The organism is Actinomyces timonensis (assembly GCF_040702965.1).
GTDB lineage: Bacteria > Actinomycetota > Actinomycetes > Actinomycetales > Actinomycetaceae > Actinomyces > Actinomyces timonensis_A.
Genome location: NZ_CP159989.1, coordinates 434662 through 454511 on the forward strand (window position 1 = coordinate 434662; position 19850 = coordinate 454511).

Genomic DNA, 19850 nt, shown 5'->3' on the forward strand with positions numbered 1-19850 from the left:
CCCGTGCCACCTCTGCGCTTCTGGTGAAAGAGCCCCGATAGGACCAAGGTGCGCGTGACTCCCAGCGCGTTGTGGGGGAGGATTGGACTCGACCGATTGAGAGTCAACCAACCCAAGGAAGGGACTCATATGACTGCCACTGCGCAGGACGTCCGCGCTGCCGCTCCCGCTAACGCGCCCGAGGACGTCATCGACTTCGCCATCCGCCTCGCCGAGCTCGGCAAGCCGGAGAAGGTCTACTTTGCTGACGGCTCCGACGAGGAGTGGGACCGCCTGACCTCCGAGATGGTCGAGTCGGGCATGTTCACCCGCCTCAACCCGGAGAAGCGCCCCAACTCCTTCCTCGCCCGCTCGCTGCCCAGCGACGTCGCGCGTGTTGAGTCCCGGACCTACATCTGCTCCGAGAAGGAGGAGGACGCGGGCCCCACCAACAACTGGTACGACCCGGCCGAGATGAAGGCCATCCTCAATGAGAAGTTCGACGGCACCTACGCCGGTCGCACCATGTACGTGATCCCCTTCTCCATGGGCCCCCTGGGCGGCCCGATCTCGCAGCTCGGCATTGAGATCACCGACTCCCCCTACGTCGTGTGCAACATGCGCATCATGGCGCGCATCGGCACCAAGGCGATGGACCTCATCAACGAGGGCCGCCCCTGGGTTCCCGCCGTCCACTCCGTCGGCGCCCCCCTCGCCCCCGGTCAGGAGGACACCACCTGGCCGTGCAACGAGGAGAAGTACATCACCCACTTCCCCGAGACCAACGAGATCTGGTCCTACGGCTCCGGCTACGGCGGCAACGCCCTGCTGGGCAAGAAGTGCTACGCGCTGCGCATCGCCTCGACGATGGCCCGCCGCGACAGCTGGATGGCCGAGCACATGCTCATCCTGCGCCTGACCGACGAGAAGTCCGGCAAGCAGTACCACGTCACCGCCGCCTTCCCGAGCGCCTGCGGCAAGACCAACCTCGCCATGCTCCAGCCCACCATCGAGGGCTACAAGGTCGAGACCGTCGGTGACGACATCGCCTGGATGCGTCAGGGCGAGGACGGCCGCCTGCGCGCCATCAACCCCGAGGCCGGCTTCTTCGGTGTCGCCCCGGGCACGTCCTACAAGACGAACCCGATGGCCATGGAGACCATGAAGGCCAACACCATCTTCACCAACGTCGCCCTCACGGACGACGGCGACGTGTGGTGGGAGGGCATCGACGCCGAGATGCCCGAGCACCTCATCGACTGGCTCGGCAACGACTTCACCCCGGCTGACGCCGCCGAGGGCAAGAAGGCGGCGCACCCGAACTCACGCTTCACCACCCCGGCCTCGCAGTGCCCGATCATCTGCCCCGACTGGGAGGCTCCTGAGGGCGTCGCCATCGACGCGATCCTCTTCGGCGGCCGCCGCGCCTCCAACGTGCCGCTGGTCGCCGAGCAGTACTCGCCCGCCCACGGCGTGTTCATCGGCGCCTCCGTGGCCTCCGAGGTCACCGCCGCCGCCACGGACGTCAAGGCCGGCTCGCTGCGCCACGACCCCTTCGCCATGCTGCCCTTCTGCGGCTACAACATGGCGGACTACTGGGGCCACTGGCTCGAGATCCAGGAGCAGCTGGGCGAGAACTTCCCGAAGGTCTACCAGGTCAACTGGTTCCGCAAGGACGAGGACGGCAAGTTCCTCTGGCCGGGCTACGGGGACAACTCCCGCGTCCTGGACTGGATCGTGCGTCGCGCCTCCGGCGAGGTCGAGGGCATCGAGGGTGTCACGGGTATCTACCCCAAGCTCGAGGACTTCAACCTCGAGGGCGCCGGCGTGTCCGAGGAGGACTGGGCCAAGATGTACGACATCGACCCGGACGCCTGGGCCGCCGAGATGGACGACACCGAGCAGTACTTCTCCCAGTTCGGCGACAAGGTCCCCGCGGCGATCCGCGAGGAGCTGGCGAAGTTCCGCGAGCGCATCGCCGCCGCCAAGGCCTGAGGGCTGTTAGCGCCTCACCCCTGTGAGTGAGGAAGGCTCCAACGGGGGCCCGGACCGTCAATGCGGTCCGGGCCCCCGTTCGTCACCGTCCGCGCCCTCCGCTCGCCGGCGGTCCTCCCGCCCTGGTCGGCCCGCCGGCGAGCGGTGCCACGAGCGCCGGTCGCCCGGCTACGCTGGCCACATGAAGATCCTGCTTCTGGGCTCCGGCGCGCGCGAGCACGCCCTGGCCCGCGCCCTCGCGTCCGACCCCGCCACCGCAGAGCTCGTCGTCGCCCCCGGGAACCCGGGCACGGCCGCCATCGCCACGAACATCAGCGCCGATGCCAACGATCCCGAGGCCGTCGTCGCGCTCGCCCAGCAGATGAGCGCCGACCTCGTTGTCATCGGTCCCGAGGCGCCTCTCGTCGCCGGGGTCGCCGACGCTGTCCGCGCCGCGGGCATCCCCTGCTTCGGCCCCGGAGCCGGGGCCGCCCGCCTCGAGGGCTCCAAGGCCTTCGCCAAGGAGGTCATGGCCTCCGCCGGCGTCCCCACCGCGGAGGCCGCCGTCTGCGACACCCCCGCTGAGCTCGAGGCGGCCCTCGACCGCTTCGGCGCCCCCCACGTCGTCAAGGAGGATGGCCTGGCCGCAGGCAAGGGCGTCGTCGTCACCCCCGATCGCGCCACGGCCCTCGACCACGGTCTCGCCTGCCTGGCCAAGCAGGGCGGGCGCGTCGTCGTCGAGGACTACCTCGATGGCCCCGAGGCCTCCATCTTCTGCGTCTGCGACGGCGCCACTGTCCGCGCCCTCGCCCCCGCCCAGGACTTCAAGCGCCTCGGCGACGGGGACACCGGTCCCAACACCGGAGGCATGGGCGCCTACACGCCGCTGGCCTGGGCGCCCGCCGACCTCGCCGAGCAAGTCGTCGACACCGTCGCCCAGCCCGTGATCGACGAGCTCGCCCGCCGTGGCACGGCCTTCGTCGGCCTCCTCTACTGCGGCCTCGCCCTGACCTCCAAGGGCCTGCGCGTCATCGAGTTCAACGCGCGATTCGGCGACCCCGAGACCCAAGCGGTCCTCGCGCGCCTGACCTCCTCCCTGCCCGAGCTCCTCCTGGCCGCCGCCACCGGCCGCCTCGCCGAGGCCCCCGAGCCCACCTGGAGCGCCCGGGCCGCCGTCGACGTCGTCCTCGCCGCCCCCGGCTACCCCGGCACCGTGGCCACCGGCGGGGCCATCACCGGCATCGAGGAGGCCGAGAGCGTCGACGGCGTCCATGTCCTTCACGCCGGCACCGGGCGGGATGACGACGGCGCCCTCATCGCCACCGGCGGGCGGGTCCTGTCCGTCGTGGCCCTCGGAGACTCGGTCGCCGACGCGAGGGAGCGCGCTTACCAGGCGATCAGCCGCATCCGTCTCGACGGCGCCCAGTACCGCACTGACATCGCCGCCGGGCGCTGAGCCCCGCTCGCCCGCCCCGCGCCACCGCGAGTTACGGGGCCATTGGGCAGGTCTTCGCTGCGCGCGGGCAGGTCAGGGTGGCAGGATGGGCGCATGAGCACCACGCCAGGCCCCGCCCCCCTGACTGTCCCGGGCTGGGCCCACCGCTCCAGCGGCAAGGTCCGCGATGTCTACACCCCCGATGCCACCTGCCCCTGGGCGGGCCAGGACGTCCTCCTCATCGTCGCCTCGGACCGCATCAGCGCCTACGACCACGTCCTGGACACCACCATCCCGGACAAGGGCCGCATCCTCACCGCCATGTCCGCCTGGTGGTTCGAGCAGCTCGCCGACGTGGTCCCCAACCACCTCGTCACCCTCGACGTGCCCGAGGAGGTCACAGGGCGCGCCATGATCTGCCGCCGCCTCGACATGCACCCTATCGAGTGCGTCGCCCGCGGCTACCTCACCGGCTCCGGCCTCATCGAGTACCGCCTCAACAAGACCGTCTGCGGCCTGCCACTGCCCTACGGCCTGACCGAGGCCTCCCTCCTGCCCCAGCCGATCTTCACCCCCGCCGCCAAGGCCGAGGTCGGGGAGCACGACGAGAACATCTCTTACGAGCGAGTCGTCGAGATGGTGGGAGAGGCCACCGCCGCCAAGCTCCGCTACGTCACCCTCGCCCTCTACACGCGCGCCGTCGACATCGCCGCCCGGCGCGGCATCGTCATCGCCGACACCAAGTTCGAGCTCGGCGCCGGCCCCGACGGCTCCCTCATCCTGGGCGACGAGGTCCTCACCCCCGACTCCTCCCGGTTCTGGCCCGCCGAGGAGTGGGAGGAGGGCAGGCCCACCCCCTCCTTCGACAAGCAGTACGTGCGCGACTGGCTCGTCTCCCCGGCCTCCGGCTGGGACCGCGCCTCCGATGAGAGGCCCCCCGCCCTGCCCGACGACGTCGTCGAGCGCACCCGTGCGCGCTATCTCGAGGCGTACGAGCGCCTCACCGGGGCGCCCCTCGACCTCGGGGAGGCCCGGTGACGACGGTCGGCCCGGGCGCAGTGCCCGGGGGCCCCGCCCCACGCGCGCCCGGGGACCCCGCGCCCCGCGTGACCCACAGCTTCAGTCCGGGGCGGGGCTTCGTCGCACTCGTCGTCGTGGCGACGGCAGTCGTCATCCTCGCCCTGGCCGCCGCGCTCGCCAGCGCCCTGGGGGCCCGGGGGACCTCCGCGATCCTCGGGGGGATCGCCCTGCTACTCGTCGGCCTCGGGCTCATCGCCGCCCTTCGGGTCCCCGCGCGCTCGCTCGTCGTCAACGCCCCGCGCCTGCGGCTGGATCGCAACCGCGCCGCCGCCGCGCGCAAGCGCGCCATGGCCGAATCGGCCCGCATCGGCGAGGCGAGCCCTCAGGGGCGCCTCGGCCGGCCCGCCGCCCCCGGCGCCGAGCTGACCGTCATCCCCTCGGGCGGCTCCACCGCCATCGCGTTGCCCGAGCCCAGTGGCCGTCGCGAGCTCACCGCCCTCGACGTCGTCTCCGGCCCAGTGTCCACCGCCCTGGTCTCGACCCCGCTGGGCCGCGCCGCCGACGAGCGCCTCTCCGGCACCACGACGGGCGAGTCCCTGCTGCGACTCGGCCAGATCCTCGTGGCCGCCCTCGGCTTCCTCCTCATCTCCCTCGGGCTGGCCTCCATCCTCGGGCAGGTGATCTGAGTGGTCCCGCCGATCGGCCGGGATCGTCGGCCCGCGTCCGAGCGAGGGCCCGTCAACTGGGGCCAGTCGCGCCCCTCGAGAGGATCCGGCCGGAGGCGGCGCCCCACCTGGTCCGAGGCCGAGATCATCGACGCCGATGAGGACCTGGGCCCCGATGCCCTCGGACGTCCCTCCCGCCCCGCCTCGGACGGCGGCCCCTCGGAGTCCAATGGGCCCGGCGCTCCCGGCCCGGATGGCCCTTTCCCATCCGGAGGGCCCCGCAACCCCCGGGGCACTGATTGGGGCGTTGGGCGCGGCCGCTCCACGGAGCCCACGCCGCTGCAAAGGGCCCGCACCCCCTGGCCGGCCTCGCTCGTGCGCCAGCGCCTGGCGGGCATCGCATGCGCCCTCCTCGGCCTCGTCCTGGCCACCACCTCGGCGATGCGCCTGGCCACGGCCGCCAACGCCGGGCACCCTTGGGTGCCGCCCTGGCTCGTCGTCGTCCTGGGAGGCGCTGGACTCGTATCCGCCGCCGGGTACCTCGCCTGGGCCGGCGGCACGCCGGTGCGCGGCGAGGCCGAGCGCTGGGAGCCCAGCTTCGTGGATGTGGCCGCCGGGCTGACCAATGGCGATGTCAACGTCGCCGACCCCCAGCGCCTGCTCTCCTCAGGCGCCGAGAACGATCCCGCCGGGCTCGCCTCCACCGGGGCCGGGCCGCGCGTCGCCGTCGGCTCGGGCCCGAGGCCCCTCATGGGGACCTCCACGGTGGACCAGTCGAGCCAGGCGCCCGCGGGCGTGGCGGGCGCCGTCGGCGGCTTCATGCTCGCCGCCGCCGTGGTCTGCGCCGTCATCGCCCTCGTGCTGGGGCCCGCCTGGCTCATCGGCACCTGCGCCCTGGCCATCGGCGGCATCCTCGCGCTCAAGTTCGCCGGGGACTGGCTCGGCCGCATCTAGATGCACTGGCCGGAGAGGTTGGTTGAAGGACTGCGATCCGGGCGTGTGAGCAAAGGGAGGGCCTTGCTGGCTGAGTGGGGCTCGCGACAGCGCCGAGCCAGGAAGGCCCTCTTGCGTCTCACGCTAACGCGGCTGCCCCCTGAGCGCCGTCTGGTCGTCGCCCGTCTCGTCGTCGACAACGGCGCGCCGGTCCCCGAGGCCGCCGCCCAGGTCTCATGGCCCACCGTCAAGCGGTGGGCTGACCGCTACCGGGGCGACGAGCCACCTATCACCCGCTTGACCAACGTCCTCGGTCAGTACGCCTAGCGCCCATGAGCGCGGGTGTTGCACGCTCATGTGATTGGTGTGCTTTGGCGTTTTCGAGCTTTTCGTTGGTATTCCGGTGATTCTGTCCTGAAGGTGAGAACCGGCTCTGAGGCTCCCATGTGCATGGGCCTTGCTCATGCACATGGGAGCCTGAGGAGCTGAGAGCGTCGATTCTGAGAACCGCGGGATTCCGCGGATTCTGCCGGGTTCCGCCGAGCGTGAGCGTGCCGTCCGCGGCCCTTGGGCACGGCGGCGGTGGACAGCCCCAGAGGCGCGGGCGCGGACTGGTTACACTGGTCGCGCCGCACTTCCCCCAACTCCCAGGAGAACACATTGGGACGCATCGTCGTTGAAGTCATGCCCAAGCCGGAGATCCTCGACCCGCAGGGCAAGGCCGTCATGGGGAGCCTGCCCAGGATCGGCCTCACCGGATTCACCGGAGTTCGGCAGGGGCGTCGCTTCGAGCTCGCCGTCGAGGGGCCCGTCACCCAGGAGCACCTCGACGACGCCGCGCAGGCCGCCAGCACCCTTCTGTCCAACCCCATCATCGAGGACGTTGTCTCCATCCGCCCGCTCGAGGAGGACTGAGCCGTGAGTGACAGCCCCATCGGCGCCCGCATCGGGGTCATCACCTTCCCCGGCACCCTCGACGACGTCGATGCCGCCCGCGCCATCCGCCTGGCCGGCGGCGAGGCCGTGAGCCTGTGGCACAAGGACGCCGACTTGAGGGGCGTGGACGCCGTCGTCGTCCCCGGCGGCTTCTCCTACGGTGACTACCTGCGCTGCGGCGCCATCGCCCGCTTCGCGCCCGTCATGGGCGAGGTCATCAACGCGGCCGGCGCCGGGATGCCGGTCCTGGGCATCTGCAACGGCTTCCAGATCCTCGCCGAGGCCCATCTGCTGCCCGGCGCCCTCATCCGCAACGACCACCAGAAGTTCTACTGCCGCGAGCAGCGCCTGCGCGTGGAGTCGACGACGACCGCCTGGACGGCGTCCATGGACGATGGAGAGGAGATCGTCGTCCCACTGAAGAACGGCGAGGGCAACTTCATCGCCTCCCCAGAGGAGCTCGACCGCCTCGAGGGCGAGGGCCTCATCGTCTTCCGCTACATCGACAACCCCAACGGCTCGGCGAGGGATATCGCCGGGGTGAGGAACGAGCGCGGGAATGTCGTCGGCCTCATGCCCCACCCCGAGCACGCGGTGGAGCCGGGGTTCGGCCCCGACTCGCCCGCCGGCCCCCGTACCGGAACTGACGGCCTGCGGATCTTCCGGTCGGTCATCAGCTCCCTCGTGGCCGCCTGAGCCGCTTCTCTTCGTTCCTTCCCCGGTGCGCGCGGCGCGCACCGGGGAAGGAACGCGCGCCCGGCGGGACGGGGGCCCCGGGCAGGGGCGCCCGGATGCGCCCGTGGGGCACGATCGGGAACCTGTGAGAAGCCTGGGAGTTATCCACAAGGTCGCCCGGCGGGCTGTGGACAAGCCTGTGTTGACCACTCTGAGACCGAAGCGCTGGAATCGTGTCGGCATCGTGATCGGGGAGGAGCGACCCTATGCCGGGGCCGGCTTCTCGGGTGCCTCCCCGGAATGGCGACCTGCTGCGGGAAACAGGGCCCCGAGAGTTCAAAACGTGGGGAAAGCCGCATAATCTCGGGGATTTGACCGATCCTGGCAAGACCCTGTAAGTGCCCTGAACGAAGGCTTGCGCCCCCGTGTGCGGTACATACGGGGGCGCAATCGTGGGTGTGAGGCCGCCTTCACAGGCGGAGGCCCGCTATCTCGCGGCTCGTCCTCCACTGCGCACATGCCTGTGGAGGAAGCCTGTGGAAAACTCCGGGTGAGGGGCGCGCCCGGCGGCTAGGGCCGGGCCTCAGGACCTCTCAAGGGCCGCCGCGAGGGCGTCGAGGACTTGCAGGAGATGCCGGTCCGGCAGGAAGGAGCGGCGCACCGACTCGTGCGCCGTCGCCCCCATCTCCGCCGCCCGCTCGGGGAAGAGCAGCAGGTCTGCCACGGCCTGAGCCCAGGCGGCGCCGTCATGCGGGTCCACGAGGACGCCGTCGACGCCGTCGGTCACCTGCGTGCGGATCCCCCCGACGCCGGAGGCTACCACGGGGGTCTTCTTCCACATCGCCTCAGCCACTGTCAGCCCGAAGGCCTCGACGATCGAGCGCTGGGAGACCACCGAGCTCACCCGCTGCACGGCGTTGACCACGAGGGCGTTGACCTCCCGGTCCTGGGCGGGCACCGCCGCGATGTGGATGCGCGAGCGCGCCGCCGCGGGGAGGAGGTCGACGGCCTCGACGACCTCGTCCAGCACCAGTGCCGCGGCGGTGCCGCTCCCGGGCCGAGGGCCCACCAGCAGCAGGCGCGCGTCGTCGGGGAGGGTCCCGAGGTTCTCCGCGAAGGCGATCGCCAACTCCCTCATGCCCTTGAGCCGGTCCCAGCGCGAGACCTGCGTGATCGTCCGCGCTCCCAGCGGTACCGGGCCCCCGGCGCGCATGACGCCGCCCTCGGCCGCCGCGGAGCGGAGCGCGTCCGCCCGTCCGTCGCCGCGGATGAAGGGGAAGGCGTCGAAGGGGGGCTCGCCGTCGAAGATCCCCGCCAGGCGCGCGATCGACCAGGCCTCATCCATGTCGAGGACCCGGTTCTTGGGGCTGTCGGGGTTGATGGAGGGCGGGATGACGGCGCAGGCCTCGGGCTCGGTGAAGGGCGGGCGGTACTCCTCGCAGGAGACGATCACGTAGTCGGCGTCCTCCAGGTAGCGGTCCAGGAAGGCCCAGGCGCGCTGGGCGTCCTCCACGCCCTCGGGGCTGGCGGTGGCCAGGTCCGCGCCCGCGTGGCAGCGCCACACGACGACGGCGCCCGCTGCCTTCAGGGGGCGCGCCAGGCCGGCGGTCGCCGGATCATGGAGGATGACGATGTCGCCCTCGCAGATGTCCCCGGCGACGTTCTCCGCGTTGGACGCCAGCGTGTGCTCGTAGAGGTCGCGCTCCTTGTCCCCCAGACGGCCCCGGTCCCCGATGTCGCCATGGATCCACGAGTGCAGGCGCCCGCTGAGGGCGGTGAACTCCGCCGGAGCGTCCAGGCACAGCCACCGGGCGTCGACGCCCAGGCCGCGGGCGTAGCCCACCAGGGGGGCCACGGTCTCCACGGGGCCGGCGCCCGCCTGGTCCGTGGGGGTCACGGTCCATAGGACGCGTCCCTCCAGGAGCGCCTGCGCGGCCGCCACGCCGTCGCGGAGCCGGTGCGCGGCGACCTCATCGAGGTGGGGCTCGAGCCTCTGACAGGGACAGTGGTGCGACGTCGATGGGTCTCATGGCACGATCTTGCCCTGTCTGCGTGTGAGACGCCGCACCTTTGGGGCGCGTCTTCGTCTCGAACCGCGGATCGCGCTCCCCGACCGGCTCACCTGGGGGACTCATGGCCGGTCGCCCCCACCTGCCGGGTATCCTCAGGCGAGGCCCCCTCCCGACCACCTCCAGGAGCAGCCGCATGGCTCACACAGCCCGCACCGCCGAGACCGCCCCCCGTCCCGTCGAGCACCCCGACACCGTTGCTGACGCCGCCGCGACCCCCGACCAGGAGATGCCCTACCGCGAGCTCGGCCTGAAGGATGACGAGTACGCCTCCATCAAGGAGCTCCTGGGGCGGCGCCCCACCGCCGCCGAGCTCGCCATGTACTCCGTGATGTGGTCCGAGCACTGCTCCTACAAGTCCTCCAAGATCCACCTCAAGCAGTTCGGCGCCAAGGTGACCCCCGAGATGCGCGAGCACCTGCTCGTCGGCATGGGGGAGAACGCCGGCGTCGTCGACATCGGTGACGGCTGGGCCGTCACCTACAAGGTCGAGTCCCACAACCACCCCAGCTTTGTCGAGCCCTACCAGGGCGCCGCCACCGGCGTCGGCGGCATCGTGCGCGACATCATCTCCATGGGGGCCCGGCCCGTGGCCGTCATGGACCAGCTGCGCTTCGGCGCCGCGGGCCACCCCGACACTGCCCGCGTCGTGCACGGGGTCGTGGCCGGGGTGGGCGGCTACGGCAACTGCCTGGGCCTGCCCAACATCGGCGGCGAGACCGAGTTCGACCCCTCCTACCAGGAGAACCCCCTCGTCAACGCCCTGTGCGTGGGAGTCCTGCGCCACGAGGACATCCACCTGGCCAACGCCTCCGGCGCGGGCAACAAGGTGGTGCTCTTCGGCGCGCGCACCGGCGGCGACGGCATCGGCGGCGCCTCCATCCTGGCCAGCGAGTCCTTCGAGGACGGCATGCCGGCCAAGCGGCCCAGCGTGCAGGTGGGGGACCCCTTCATGGAGAAGGTCCTCATCGAGTGCTGCCTCGATCTCTTCTCGGGCGGCCTCGTCCTGGGCATCCAGGACCTGGGCGCCGCCGGCATCTCCTGCGCCACCAGCGAGCTCGCCTCCAACGGCGACGGCGGCATGCACGTGGACCTCGAGAACGTCCTTCTTCGCGACCCCACCCTCACCGCCGGCGAGATCCTCATGAGCGAGTCCCAGGAGCGCATGATGGCCGTCGTCGCCCCCGAGCGGCTCGAGGAGTTCATGGCCGTCATCGACAAGTGGGACGTCGAGGCCGCCGTCATCGGCGAGGTCAACGGCTCCGGCCGCCTGACCATCGACCACTTCGGTGAGCGCATCGTCGACGTCGACCCCAAGACGGTTGCCCACGAGGGCCCCACCTACGACCGCCCCTACGCGCGCCCCGCCTGGCAGGACGCCCTCAACGCGGACACCACCGCGCGCCTGCCCCGCCCCGAGAGCGCCCAGGACCTCACCGAGCAGATTCGCGCCCTCGTCACCAGTCCCAACCAGGCCTCGGCCGCCTGGGTCACCAACCAGTACGACCGCTTCGTGCGCGGCGACACCGCCCTCGCCCAGCCCGACGACGCCGGCGTCATCCGCGTCGACGAGGCCACCGGCAGGGGCGTCGCCATCGCTACCGACGCCAACGGCCGCTTCACCAAGCTCGACCCCGCCACCGGCGCCGCCCAGGCGCTGGCCGAGTCCTACCGCAACGTGTGCACCGTGGGCGCCACTCCCCGCGCCGTCTCCGACTGCCTCAACTTCGGCTCCCCGGAGGACCCCGACGCCATGTGGCAGCTCGTCGAGGCCATCACGGGCCTGGCCGACGCCTGCCAGGAGATGGGCATCCCCGTCACCGGCGGCAACGTCTCCCTCTACAACTCGCACGGCAAGGTCAAGGGCCTGCCCGACTCCTCCATCAATCCCACGCCCGTGGTCTGCGTGCTCGGCGTCATGGATGACGTGCGCCGTGCCAACCCTTCGGGCTGGTACGAGGAGGGCCTGGCCGTCGTCATGCTCGGCGCCACCGCCGACGAGCTCGATGGCTCCGCCTGGTCCCGCGTCATCCACGATCACCTCGGCGGTCTGCCCCCGCGCGTCGACCTCGGCGCCGAGATGGCCCTCGGGCGCGTCCTCGTGGCCCTGTCGGAGGCCGACGGCCCCGGCGGCGCCCGGATCGTGCGCGCCGCCCACGACTGCTCCGCCGGGGGCCTGGCTCAGACGCTCGTGGACGCCTGCCTGCGCTTCGGCGTCGGCGCCTCCATCGACCTGGCCGCCCTGCCCGGCGAGGGCCTCGACGACGCCACCGCCCTGTTCTCCGAGACCGGGGCCCGCGCCGTCATCGCCGTGCCCGAGGGGCTGCTGCCCGCCGTCGAGGCCGCCGCCGCGGCCGAGGAGGTGCCCTTCGCCCGCATCGGCACCACCGGCGGCGATCTCCTCGTGGTCACCGGCACGGACCTGCTGGCCGACGGTGGTACCGGCCGCCCGCTCGTGCTCGACCTCGCCGAGCTGCGCGACGGTGTGGAGGCGACCCTCCCCGCGCTGTTCTGAGGCGCGGCGCTCCAGCCTGTCACGCCAGCGCGCAACGGGTCATACCCCCGTGGGGGAGGGGATGCGCTCGATGAAATCGGAGGCGGGGGCTCCTTGCGCCAGGCCTTCGAGGCCTGGCGCAAGAGGAGGCAGATGGTCGCCGTCGCCAGCCCCATGCCGACAATGAGCTCGAAGGCGAGGTAGGGAATGAACTCAGCGCTCGTGGGCACGGCGGCCGATGAGTGGTACCCCAGAGCGTCATAGGGCATGAGGGGGATGACCAGGTCGCGCGTGATGGTGAGCACGGCCTGGGAGATCGCGGCGGCCAGGAGGACGGCGTAACCATTCCTCCCCAGGAAGGTGATCCCCGTGGCCAGCAAGGCCGCGGCGGTGAATATCACCCCGAAGGAGTAGAAGTAGTACAGCCAGGCCAGCGTGTCGGGGTTGGAGCTCTCATTGCCGAAATCAATGGAGAGGGCGAGATTGCTCAGTCCCAGGAGGAGACCGAGACTGCCGCTGATAATGGCCAGGACGCAGGCGCCCGTCACCGTCCCGGGGCGGGTCGGCCCCGGGGGCGTGGCGGGGACGGGCACCGGGTAGAGGGGCGCTGGCACGAGCACCACCGGCGCCTGAACGGCATAGCCGCCGTAGGGGGCGGCCCCTCCCGGAGCCCCCGGCGTGCCAGGGGCTCCCTGCTGATACCCAGGGGCATAGGACTGCTGGGCGCCCGCGGGCCGCGCCGGGGCCTGCCCGTAAGCGGGATCGGACGGCTGCTGGGGGAGATATGGGGCGGTCATGGATGCCCTTCGTCGTCGCGTTGGGGTGGGTGGGCTGAGAGCGCGGTCCGTTACTTGCGCCAGCCCTTCGCCGAGGCGCTCAGGAGCAGGATGATGGTGGTCACCGCCAGGCCGAGGCCGGTGAGGAGGCTGAAAACAGTCCCGCCGTTGAACCTGATGCTGTGGGGGGAGGGCGGAGGACTCGATTCCGAGGATCCTGGGGAGCAGCAGCGGGTAGATGACGTTGGACAGGAACGCCAGGACGGCCTGCGCGATGGCGGCGCCCAGGAGGCCCCCGTGCCCGCTGCCCTTGAGGAAGGTGATGCCCGTGGTCAGTAGCGCCACGGCGGTCATGAGCACGGCGAATCCGAGGAGGTAGTTGATCGTGGTCAGGGTGCTCAGCTCGTCCCTGATCGCGGTGCTGGACGTCAGGGAGTCGATCGTGGACGTGCCGACGATCGTGCCGAGAGCCAGGATGATGCCCAGCCCCCCGCTGACGATGCCGAGCACCGACGCGCCCGTCGCGGCGCCCGGGCGCTGCGGCCCCACCGACTGCGGGTAGGGCATCACCGGGTAGACGGCCATGGGCTGGCCCGCGTAGGGGCCGGCGGCGTACGGGGACTGGGGCGTCCCGGCCTGCGGCGCCTGCGCGTAAGCGGGCTGACCGGCGGAGGGTGCGGAGGCCTGGGGGTAGGGCTGGTAGGGCTGCTGGGGAGGGTAGGGGGACTGATCAGTCATTGACGGTGGCCCTTCTGTGTCATGTGCCAAGGCGATTCAAGCCCTCGTATTCCCTATGCGTCAAGGATCGGCCTCGGCAAGGCCCTCGTGATCGGGAGCGCTCCCCATCCGCTCGCCCCGCGGGGGCTCCGCGGGCGCCGTGCCCCACAGGTGGCTCTCAGACGGCGGTGGCAGGGTCGAGCCCATGTCTCAACCCATTCCCGTCAACGAATCCGCCTGGGCGAGCGCCGACTGGCCCCTCGGGACCCACCTGGGCCCCGACGGCGTCACCGTGGCCGTCCACGCCCCGGCCGCGACCCGGCTCCAGCTCGAGCTCTACCCCGAGGCCCTCGGCGCGACGGCGTCGAGCGCCTTCCTGCCTGCGCGCGGCGAGGACGGCGTCTGGCGCGCCCAGATCGCAGGCCTCGAGGCCGGCGCCCTCCTCGGCTGGCGCGCCTGGGGCCCCAACTGGCCCTACGACCCTGCCTGGACGCCCGGCTCCGCCGTCGGCTTCCTGGCAGACCTCGACGAGCAGGGCAACCGCTTCAACCCCAACAAGGTCCTCTTCGACCCCTACTCCCGAGAGATCACCCACACCGTCTACACCGACCGCCTGGCCGACTACGGCGTCAACGACGGCGTCTTCGGCACCGGCGGCGACGAGATCGAGGTCGGCGGCACCGCCGTCCCGCGCCGCCAGATCGACACCGCCCCCTACGCGCCCAAGGGCGTCGTCCTGCCGGAGGGCGCCGGCCGCGCCGCCGCTGTCCCCAAGCCCCACCTGCCCGCCGAGCGGGCCATCATCTACGAGGCCAGCGTCAAGCAGCTCACCGGGCATCCCTCCGCCGCGCGCCTGCGCGACCTGCTCGCCGGCGAGTCCGGCTTCGAGGACGTCACGGACATCCCCGCCGAGTACCAGGGCACCTACAAGGGCGCCGGCATGCTCGCCCCCTACCTCAAGGCCGCCGGATTCACCGCCGTCGAGCTCCTCCCCGTCCACGAGACCAACGCCTCGGAGTCCGGTCGCGAGGACAAGGCCAACGCCTGGGGCTACATGACCCTGTCCTTCTTCGCCCCCAACCGCCAGTACTCCGCGGACAAGGGCTGGGGCGGCCCCACCCGCGAGTTCGCCGAGATGGTCGACGCCTTCCACGCCGCCGGCATCGAGGTCTACCTCGACGTCGTCTACAACCACACCGCCGAGGGCGGCAACTGGGGCGGCGACGTGAACACCGTCGGCTTCACCAGCCTGGGCGGCTTCGCGACCGCCGAGTACTACCAGATGACGACTGACAAGATCCTCGTCGACGGAGCCACTGGCACCTCCAACCAGATCAACTACTCCTCCCCGGCGGCCCGCCAGCTCGTCCTGGACTCGCTGCGCTACTGGTGCACGACGATGGGAGTGGACGGCTTCCGCTTCGACCTGGCCACCGTTCTGGGCCGCATGCCCGCTGACGCCGCCGCCGACGACTGGGGCAACCTCAAGCGCTTCTTCAACGAGCACCCGCTGCTCACCGGCATCGCCGACCTCGCCGCCGAGCAGGACATCGAGGTCATCGCCGAGGCCTGGGACCTGTGGGGCTACGAGGTCGGCAACTTCCCGCGCGGCTGGGGCGAGTGGAACGGCCGCTACCGCGACGCCGTGCGCCGCTTCGCCAAGGGTGACGGCAACACCGGGGCCTTCATCGACGTCGTCAACGGCGACTACCACCACTTCGACGACAATGGCGGCCCCCAGAAGTCCGTCAACTTCCTCGTGGCCCACGACGGCTTCAACCTCGCCGACCTCGTGAGCTACCCCGCCAAGAACAACGCCCTGCCCGCCCCCTTCGGCCCCTCCGACGGCGGCAACGACGACAACATCTCCTGGGACTCCGGCGGCGACCGGGCCCTGCGCCGCCAGCGCCTGCGCAACTTCTGGGCGATCCTCGTGCTCTCGCGCGGCGTGCCCATGGTCGTGGCCGGCGACGAGATGGGCCGCACCCAGAACGGCAACAACAACCCGTGGGCCATCGACACCGTCGCCATGCGCAACAACTACGCGATGCTGGCCACGAGCGACCCCCAGGGCGTCCCCGTCGAGGCCGACGTCGAGGCCTCCTACCACGACAACCTCGGCGCCTTCGACGCGCCCAGCGAGAATGTCAATCCGCTGTTCCGCTTCGCGCGCTTCCTCATGCGCCTGCGCAATGACCACCCCGCCCTGCGCCAGGCCTCCTGGGGCGATGACCAGGTCGGCGGCGACGACGTCTCGTACCTCTTCCGCGCCCCGGCCGGATCCGGCTCCCCGCAGGAGGGCGACCGCGCCCTGCGAGTCCTCATCGACGCCCCCGACGAGGCCTTCTGCGCCATGATCAACATGGCGGGCGACGCCGTCACCTTCGAGGCGCCCGGCTATGAGGGCGACGTCCAGTGGCGGCGGATCGCCGACACCGCCGCCTGGGCCGAGCCCGAGTGCAACTGCTGGCCCGAGGGGACCGGGCAGGTTCTCGACGGCGAGGTGGTCGTCGCGCCCTGGTCGGTCGTCATCGTCCACGCGGCCAAGGCCTGAGCCGAGGGCGCGCGGGCCGAGCGGCCACTCCGGAGGCCCCGGGGCGCTGGAAACCGGCCGCGCGGGAGCTCCACTGGGCGAGAGTATTCATCTCAGTGAAACGTGTTGGTGGGACTCTTGAATCCGGCACCGGGGCGGAAGCACGGTGCCTTTTGTGAGGACGCGAGTACCCGAAGGAGTCCGTTATGGCTGAAGTCGTTGAGAAGGTCTATGAGCAGGTGGTCGCCCGCAACCGCGGGGAGACCGAGTTCCATCAGGCAGTTCGCGAGGTGCTGGACTCCCTCGCCCCCGTCATCGCCAAGCACCCGCACTACGCCGAGGACGCCCTCCTCGAGCGCATCGTCGAGCCCGAGCGCCAGGTCATCTTCCGGGTCCCGTGGGTTGATGACGCCGGAAACGTCCAGGTCAACCGCGGCTTCCGCGTCGAGTTCAACTCCGCCCTCGGCCCCTACAAGGGCGGCCTGCGCTTCCACCCCAGCGTCAACGCCGGCATCATCAAGTTCCTCGGCTTCGAGCAGATCTTCAAGAACGCCCTGACCAACCAGGGCATCGGCGGCGGCAAGGGCGGGTCCGACTTCGACCCCCACGGCCGCTCCGACGCCGAGGTCATGCGCTTCTGCCAGTCCTTCATGACCGAGCTCTCCCGCCACATCGGCCCGAGCACGGACGTACCCGCCGGTGACATCGGCGTGGGCGGTCGCGAGATCGGCTTCCTCTTCGGCCAGTACAAGCGCCTGCGCAACTCCTACGACGCCGGAGTCCTCACCGGCAAGGGCCTGGCCTGGGGCGGCTCCCTCGTGCGCACCGAGGCCACCGGCTACGGCACCGTCCTGTTCGCCCAGTCCATGCTCGCCACCAAGGGCCAGAGCCTGGAGGGCAAGAGGGTCGTGGTCTCCGGCTCCGGGAACGTCGCCATCTACGCCATCGAGAAGGCCCAGCAGCTCGGCGCCACCCCGATCACCTTCTCCGACTCCTCCGGCTATGTCGTCGACGAGGCCGGCGTGGACCTCGACCTCCTCAAGCAGGTCAAGGAGGTCGAGCGCGGCCGCGTCGCCGACTACGCCTCCCGCCGCCCCGGCGCCCGCCTCGTGACCGAGGGGCGCGTCTGGGACGTCCCGGCCGAGGTCGCCCTGCCCTGCGCCACCCAGAATGAGCTCGACGGCGGCAGTGCCGCCACGCTGCTGCGCAACGGCTGCGCCGTCGTCGCCGAGGGCGCCAACATGCCCTCCACCCCCGAGGCCATCGAGGCCTTCCAGGCCGCCGGAATCCTTTACGGCCCCGGCAAGGCCGCCAACGCCGGTGGCGTGGCGACCTCCGCCCTCGAGATGGAGCAGAACGCCGGCCGCACCCGCTGGAAGCTTCGAGACCGCCGAGGCCAAGCTCACCGGCATCATGGCCGACATCCACGACTCCTGCGTGGCCGCCGCCGAGGAGTACGGCCGCCCCGGCGACTACGTCCTGGGCGCCAACGCCGCCGGCTTCACCCGTGTCGCCGACGTCATGATCGCCCACGGGATCGTCTGAGCCCTGACCCCCGCTGGATCGGCGGCCCCGTGCTGCCCGGTCTGGCCCTTGACGGCGCCCGCCACCCCCGACAGGTGGCGGGCGCCGTCGCATGGGCCTGGTTGAGATGTGATGTAGATCACATGACGGGAAGCCCGAACGGGCGTACGGTTATGCCCGTTAGGGCTTATCGATCCCTTATCGATGCCCGAGCGGGTATCGATAAGGGAGCCGGGGTATCCGTGACAGCGTCGTCGAGGAGGGCAGTGTGAACGCCGAGCAACGTCAAGCGGGCATCGTGGCGGCCGTCGCGCGTGAGGGCCGCGTCCACGTCACCGAGCTCGCCGCCCGCTACGGCGTGACCGTCGAGACCATCCGCCGCGACCTCGGAGCGCTCGACCGCGCCGGGGCCCTGCGCAAGGTCCACGGCGGAGCCGTCCCGACCCCCGTCAGTGCCTCCCCCGAGACGGGAGTCGCCGAGCGCGAGCTCACGGACGCCCCGGCCAAGGCCGCTATTGCCGCGGCGGCCCTCGAGGCCCTGGAGCCGGACAGGGGGATGAGCCTCCTCATCGACGCCGGGACCACCACCGCCGCGCTCGCCCGCCTCCTCCCCACGGGCCTCGACCTGCGCGTCATCACCGACTCCCTGCTCATCGCCTCCCTCCTCGCCCCCCGGGAGGGCATCAGCGTGCGCGTCCTGGGGGGACAGGTCCGCGGCATGACGCAGGCCGCCGTCGGCCCGGAGGCCCTCGACGCCCTCGCCCGCCTGAGGGTCGACGCCACCGTCCTGGGCGCCAATGGGATCAGCGCCGAGCACGGGCTGTCCACGCCCGACCCGGACGAAGCGGCCGTCAAGCGCGCCATGGCGGGAGCCGGGCGCCGCGCCCTCGCCCTGGCGGACGCCTCCAAGATCGGGCAGGAGCACCTCGTCTCCTTCGCCGACACCGCCGACATCGACCTCCTCATCACCAACGCCCCCCTGCCCGACTCCCTTGCCAGCCATCTGTCCGCCACAGGAACCGAGGTCCGCATCGCATGATCGTCACGCTCACGCCCAATCCCTCGCTCGACCGCACCGTCGCCCTGCCCGGGCCCCTCGTGCGCGGCGGCGTCAACCGTCTCACCAGCGTCGTCACCGAGCCCGGCGGCAAGGGCGTCAACGTCGCCCGCGTCCTGGTCTCCTCCGGCCTGGAGGCCACCGCGGTCCTGCCCGCCGCCGAGCGCGACCCCCTGCGGGCCGCCCTCGAGGCCGTCGCCCAGCCCGGCCTGACCGTCTCTCCCGTCACCGTGCCGGGCGCCGCGCGCGTCAACACCGCCGTCACCGAGCCCGACGGCACCACCACCAAGCTCAACGAGCCTGGCGCCGAGCTGGGTCGGCCCGAGCGCGCCGCCATCGAGGAGGCCCTGCTCGCGGCCGTCAGGGCCGGAGGCGGCCCGGCCGGGGCCGACGGCTCCGGATGGGCGATCCTGTCGGGATCCTTGCCGCCCGGCGCCCCCACCGACTGGTACGCCCGCCTCGTCGCGCTGCTGCGCCCCACCGGGGTGAGCGTCGCCGTCGACACCTCGGACGCCCCGCTCGCCGCCCTGGCCGCCGCCCTGCCGGAGGCCGCCCCCGACCTCATCAAGCCCAACGGCGAGGAGCTCGGCCAGCTCGCCGGACTGCCCGCAGGGCGCGCCATGGCCCTGGAGGACGGCGCCCTCGCCGGGGATCTCGCTCCCGTCGTCGACGCCGCCCGCGTCCTCGTCGACCGCGGTGTCACCGCCGTCATGGCCACCCTCGGGCCCGCCGGGGGGGTCCTCGTGACCACCGAGGGCGCCTGGCACGCCCCCGCCCCGGCCATCGGCGTCGTCTCCACCGTCGGCGCGGGCGACTCCTCCGTCGCCGGCTACGTCCTGGCCGACACCCGCGGGGATGGCCCCGCCGAGCGCCTGGCCACCGCCATGCTCTACGGATCCGCCGCCGCCTCCCTGCCCGGAACCGCGCTGCCCACACCCGCCGACCTGCCGGGAGCCCCGCCGGCCGTCACCCGGCTCGCCTGAGCGCCCGGCCGCGTGGCCGGGCCCGACCGCCAGAACCCCACGACCCGATGACCTGATCAGCCGGAATCCCCGGCACCCAC

Annotated in this window: 12 protein-coding genes and 2 pseudogenes; 13 read left to right on the forward strand and 1 reads right to left on the reverse strand. The window is 71.8% G+C overall.

The annotated features are described in order from the left end of the window. Nucleotides 1-129: 129 nt before the first annotated feature. The 8 genes from ABXS69_RS01890 (at nucleotide 130) to purQ (ending at nucleotide 7638) form a co-directional block, all read left to right on the forward strand. On the forward strand, nucleotides 130-1974 hold the full coding sequence (locus tag ABXS69_RS01890) for a phosphoenolpyruvate carboxykinase (GTP) (protein ID WP_366180926.1): 1845 nt from the start codon (nucleotides 130-132) through the stop codon (nucleotides 1972-1974). Nucleotides 1975-2155: 181 nt separating this feature from the next. Continuing rightward, a complete protein-coding gene (gene purD, locus ABXS69_RS01895; protein ID WP_366180927.1) occupies nucleotides 2156-3409 on the forward strand; it encodes a phosphoribosylamine--glycine ligase in 1254 nt (417 codons plus the stop codon). Nucleotides 3410-3502: 93 nt separating this feature from the next. Next, nucleotides 3503-4426, forward strand: coding sequence for a phosphoribosylaminoimidazolesuccinocarboxamide synthase (locus tag ABXS69_RS01900; RefSeq protein WP_366180928.1), 924 nt, complete (start codon nucleotides 3503-3505; stop codon nucleotides 4424-4426). Between the two features lie 68 nt (nucleotides 4427-4494). Next, entirely contained in the window at nucleotides 4495-5094 is a 600-nt protein-coding gene (locus ABXS69_RS01905; RefSeq protein WP_366180929.1) for a hypothetical protein, read from the forward strand. Further along, the gene (locus ABXS69_RS01910; RefSeq protein WP_366180930.1) at nucleotides 5095-6027 is read left to right on the forward strand and encodes a PsbA protein; all 933 of its coding nucleotides are present in this window, start codon (nucleotides 5095-5097) and stop codon (nucleotides 6025-6027) included. 111 nt (nucleotides 6028-6138) lie between these two features. Further along, nucleotides 6139-6333 carry a hypothetical protein gene (locus tag ABXS69_RS01915; protein WP_366181603.1) on the forward strand — a complete coding sequence of 65 codons (195 nt, stop codon included), beginning with the start codon at nucleotides 6139-6141 and terminating at the stop codon, nucleotides 6331-6333. 333 nt (nucleotides 6334-6666) lie between these two features. Then, nucleotides 6667-6921, forward strand: coding sequence for a phosphoribosylformylglycinamidine synthase subunit PurS (locus ABXS69_RS01920; protein ID WP_366180931.1), 255 nt, complete (start codon nucleotides 6667-6669; stop codon nucleotides 6919-6921). A gap of 3 nt (nucleotides 6922-6924) precedes the next feature. After that, nucleotides 6925-7638 (forward strand): phosphoribosylformylglycinamidine synthase subunit PurQ, encoded by a 714-nt coding sequence (purQ, locus tag ABXS69_RS01925; RefSeq protein ID WP_366180932.1) that lies wholly within the window; start codon nucleotides 6925-6927, stop codon nucleotides 7636-7638. Nucleotides 7639-8200: 562 nt separating this feature from the next. Here the strand turns inward: purQ and ABXS69_RS01930 are convergent. After that, nucleotides 8201-9647: pseudogene (locus ABXS69_RS01930) on the reverse strand (glycosyltransferase). A 175-nt stretch (nucleotides 9648-9822) separates the two neighbouring features. Between ABXS69_RS01930 and purL the strand changes: the two are divergent. From purL to ABXS69_RS01955, 5 genes and pseudogenes are all read left to right on the forward strand, one after another. Continuing rightward, on the forward strand, nucleotides 9823-12201 hold the full coding sequence (gene purL, locus ABXS69_RS01935; RefSeq protein ID WP_366180933.1) for a phosphoribosylformylglycinamidine synthase subunit PurL: 2379 nt from the start codon (nucleotides 9823-9825) through the stop codon (nucleotides 12199-12201). Between the two features lie 1677 nt (nucleotides 12202-13878). Beyond that, nucleotides 13879-16227 (forward strand): alpha-amylase family glycosyl hydrolase, encoded by a 2349-nt coding sequence (locus tag ABXS69_RS01940; protein ID WP_366180934.1) that lies wholly within the window; start codon nucleotides 13879-13881, stop codon nucleotides 16225-16227. 185 nt (nucleotides 16228-16412) lie between these two features. Then, nucleotides 16413-17751, forward strand: a pseudogene (gdhA, locus tag ABXS69_RS01945) (NADP-specific glutamate dehydrogenase). A 247-nt stretch (nucleotides 17752-17998) separates the two neighbouring features. Continuing rightward, entirely contained in the window at nucleotides 17999-18769 is a 771-nt protein-coding gene (locus ABXS69_RS01950; RefSeq protein WP_366180935.1) for a DeoR/GlpR family DNA-binding transcription regulator, read from the forward strand. Beyond that, nucleotides 18766-19770 carry a hexose kinase gene (locus tag ABXS69_RS01955; RefSeq protein ID WP_366180936.1) on the forward strand — a complete coding sequence of 335 codons (1005 nt, stop codon included), beginning with the start codon at nucleotides 18766-18768 and terminating at the stop codon, nucleotides 19768-19770. The genes ABXS69_RS01950 and ABXS69_RS01955 overlap by 4 nt, the downstream gene beginning before the upstream one ends. Nucleotides 19771-19850 lie beyond the last annotated feature (80 nt).

Coding starts and splice junctions, on each gene's coding strand:
- ABXS69_RS01900 (WP_366180928.1), top strand. CDS start 3,503: ATGAGCACCACGCCAGGCCCCGCCCCCCTGACTGTCCCGGGCTGGGCC.
- purL (WP_366180933.1), top strand. CDS start 9,823: ATGGCTCACACAGCCCGCACCGCCGAGACCGCCCCCCGTCCCGTCGAG.
- ABXS69_RS01940 (WP_366180934.1), top strand. CDS start 13,879: ATGTCTCAACCCATTCCCGTCAACGAATCCGCCTGGGCGAGCGCCGAC.
- purD (WP_366180927.1), top strand. CDS start 2,156: ATGAAGATCCTGCTTCTGGGCTCCGGCGCGCGCGAGCACGCCCTGGCC.
- ABXS69_RS01890 (WP_366180926.1), top strand. CDS start 130: ATGACTGCCACTGCGCAGGACGTCCGCGCTGCCGCTCCCGCTAACGCG.
- ABXS69_RS01955 (WP_366180936.1), top strand. CDS start 18,766: ATGATCGTCACGCTCACGCCCAATCCCTCGCTCGACCGCACCGTCGCC.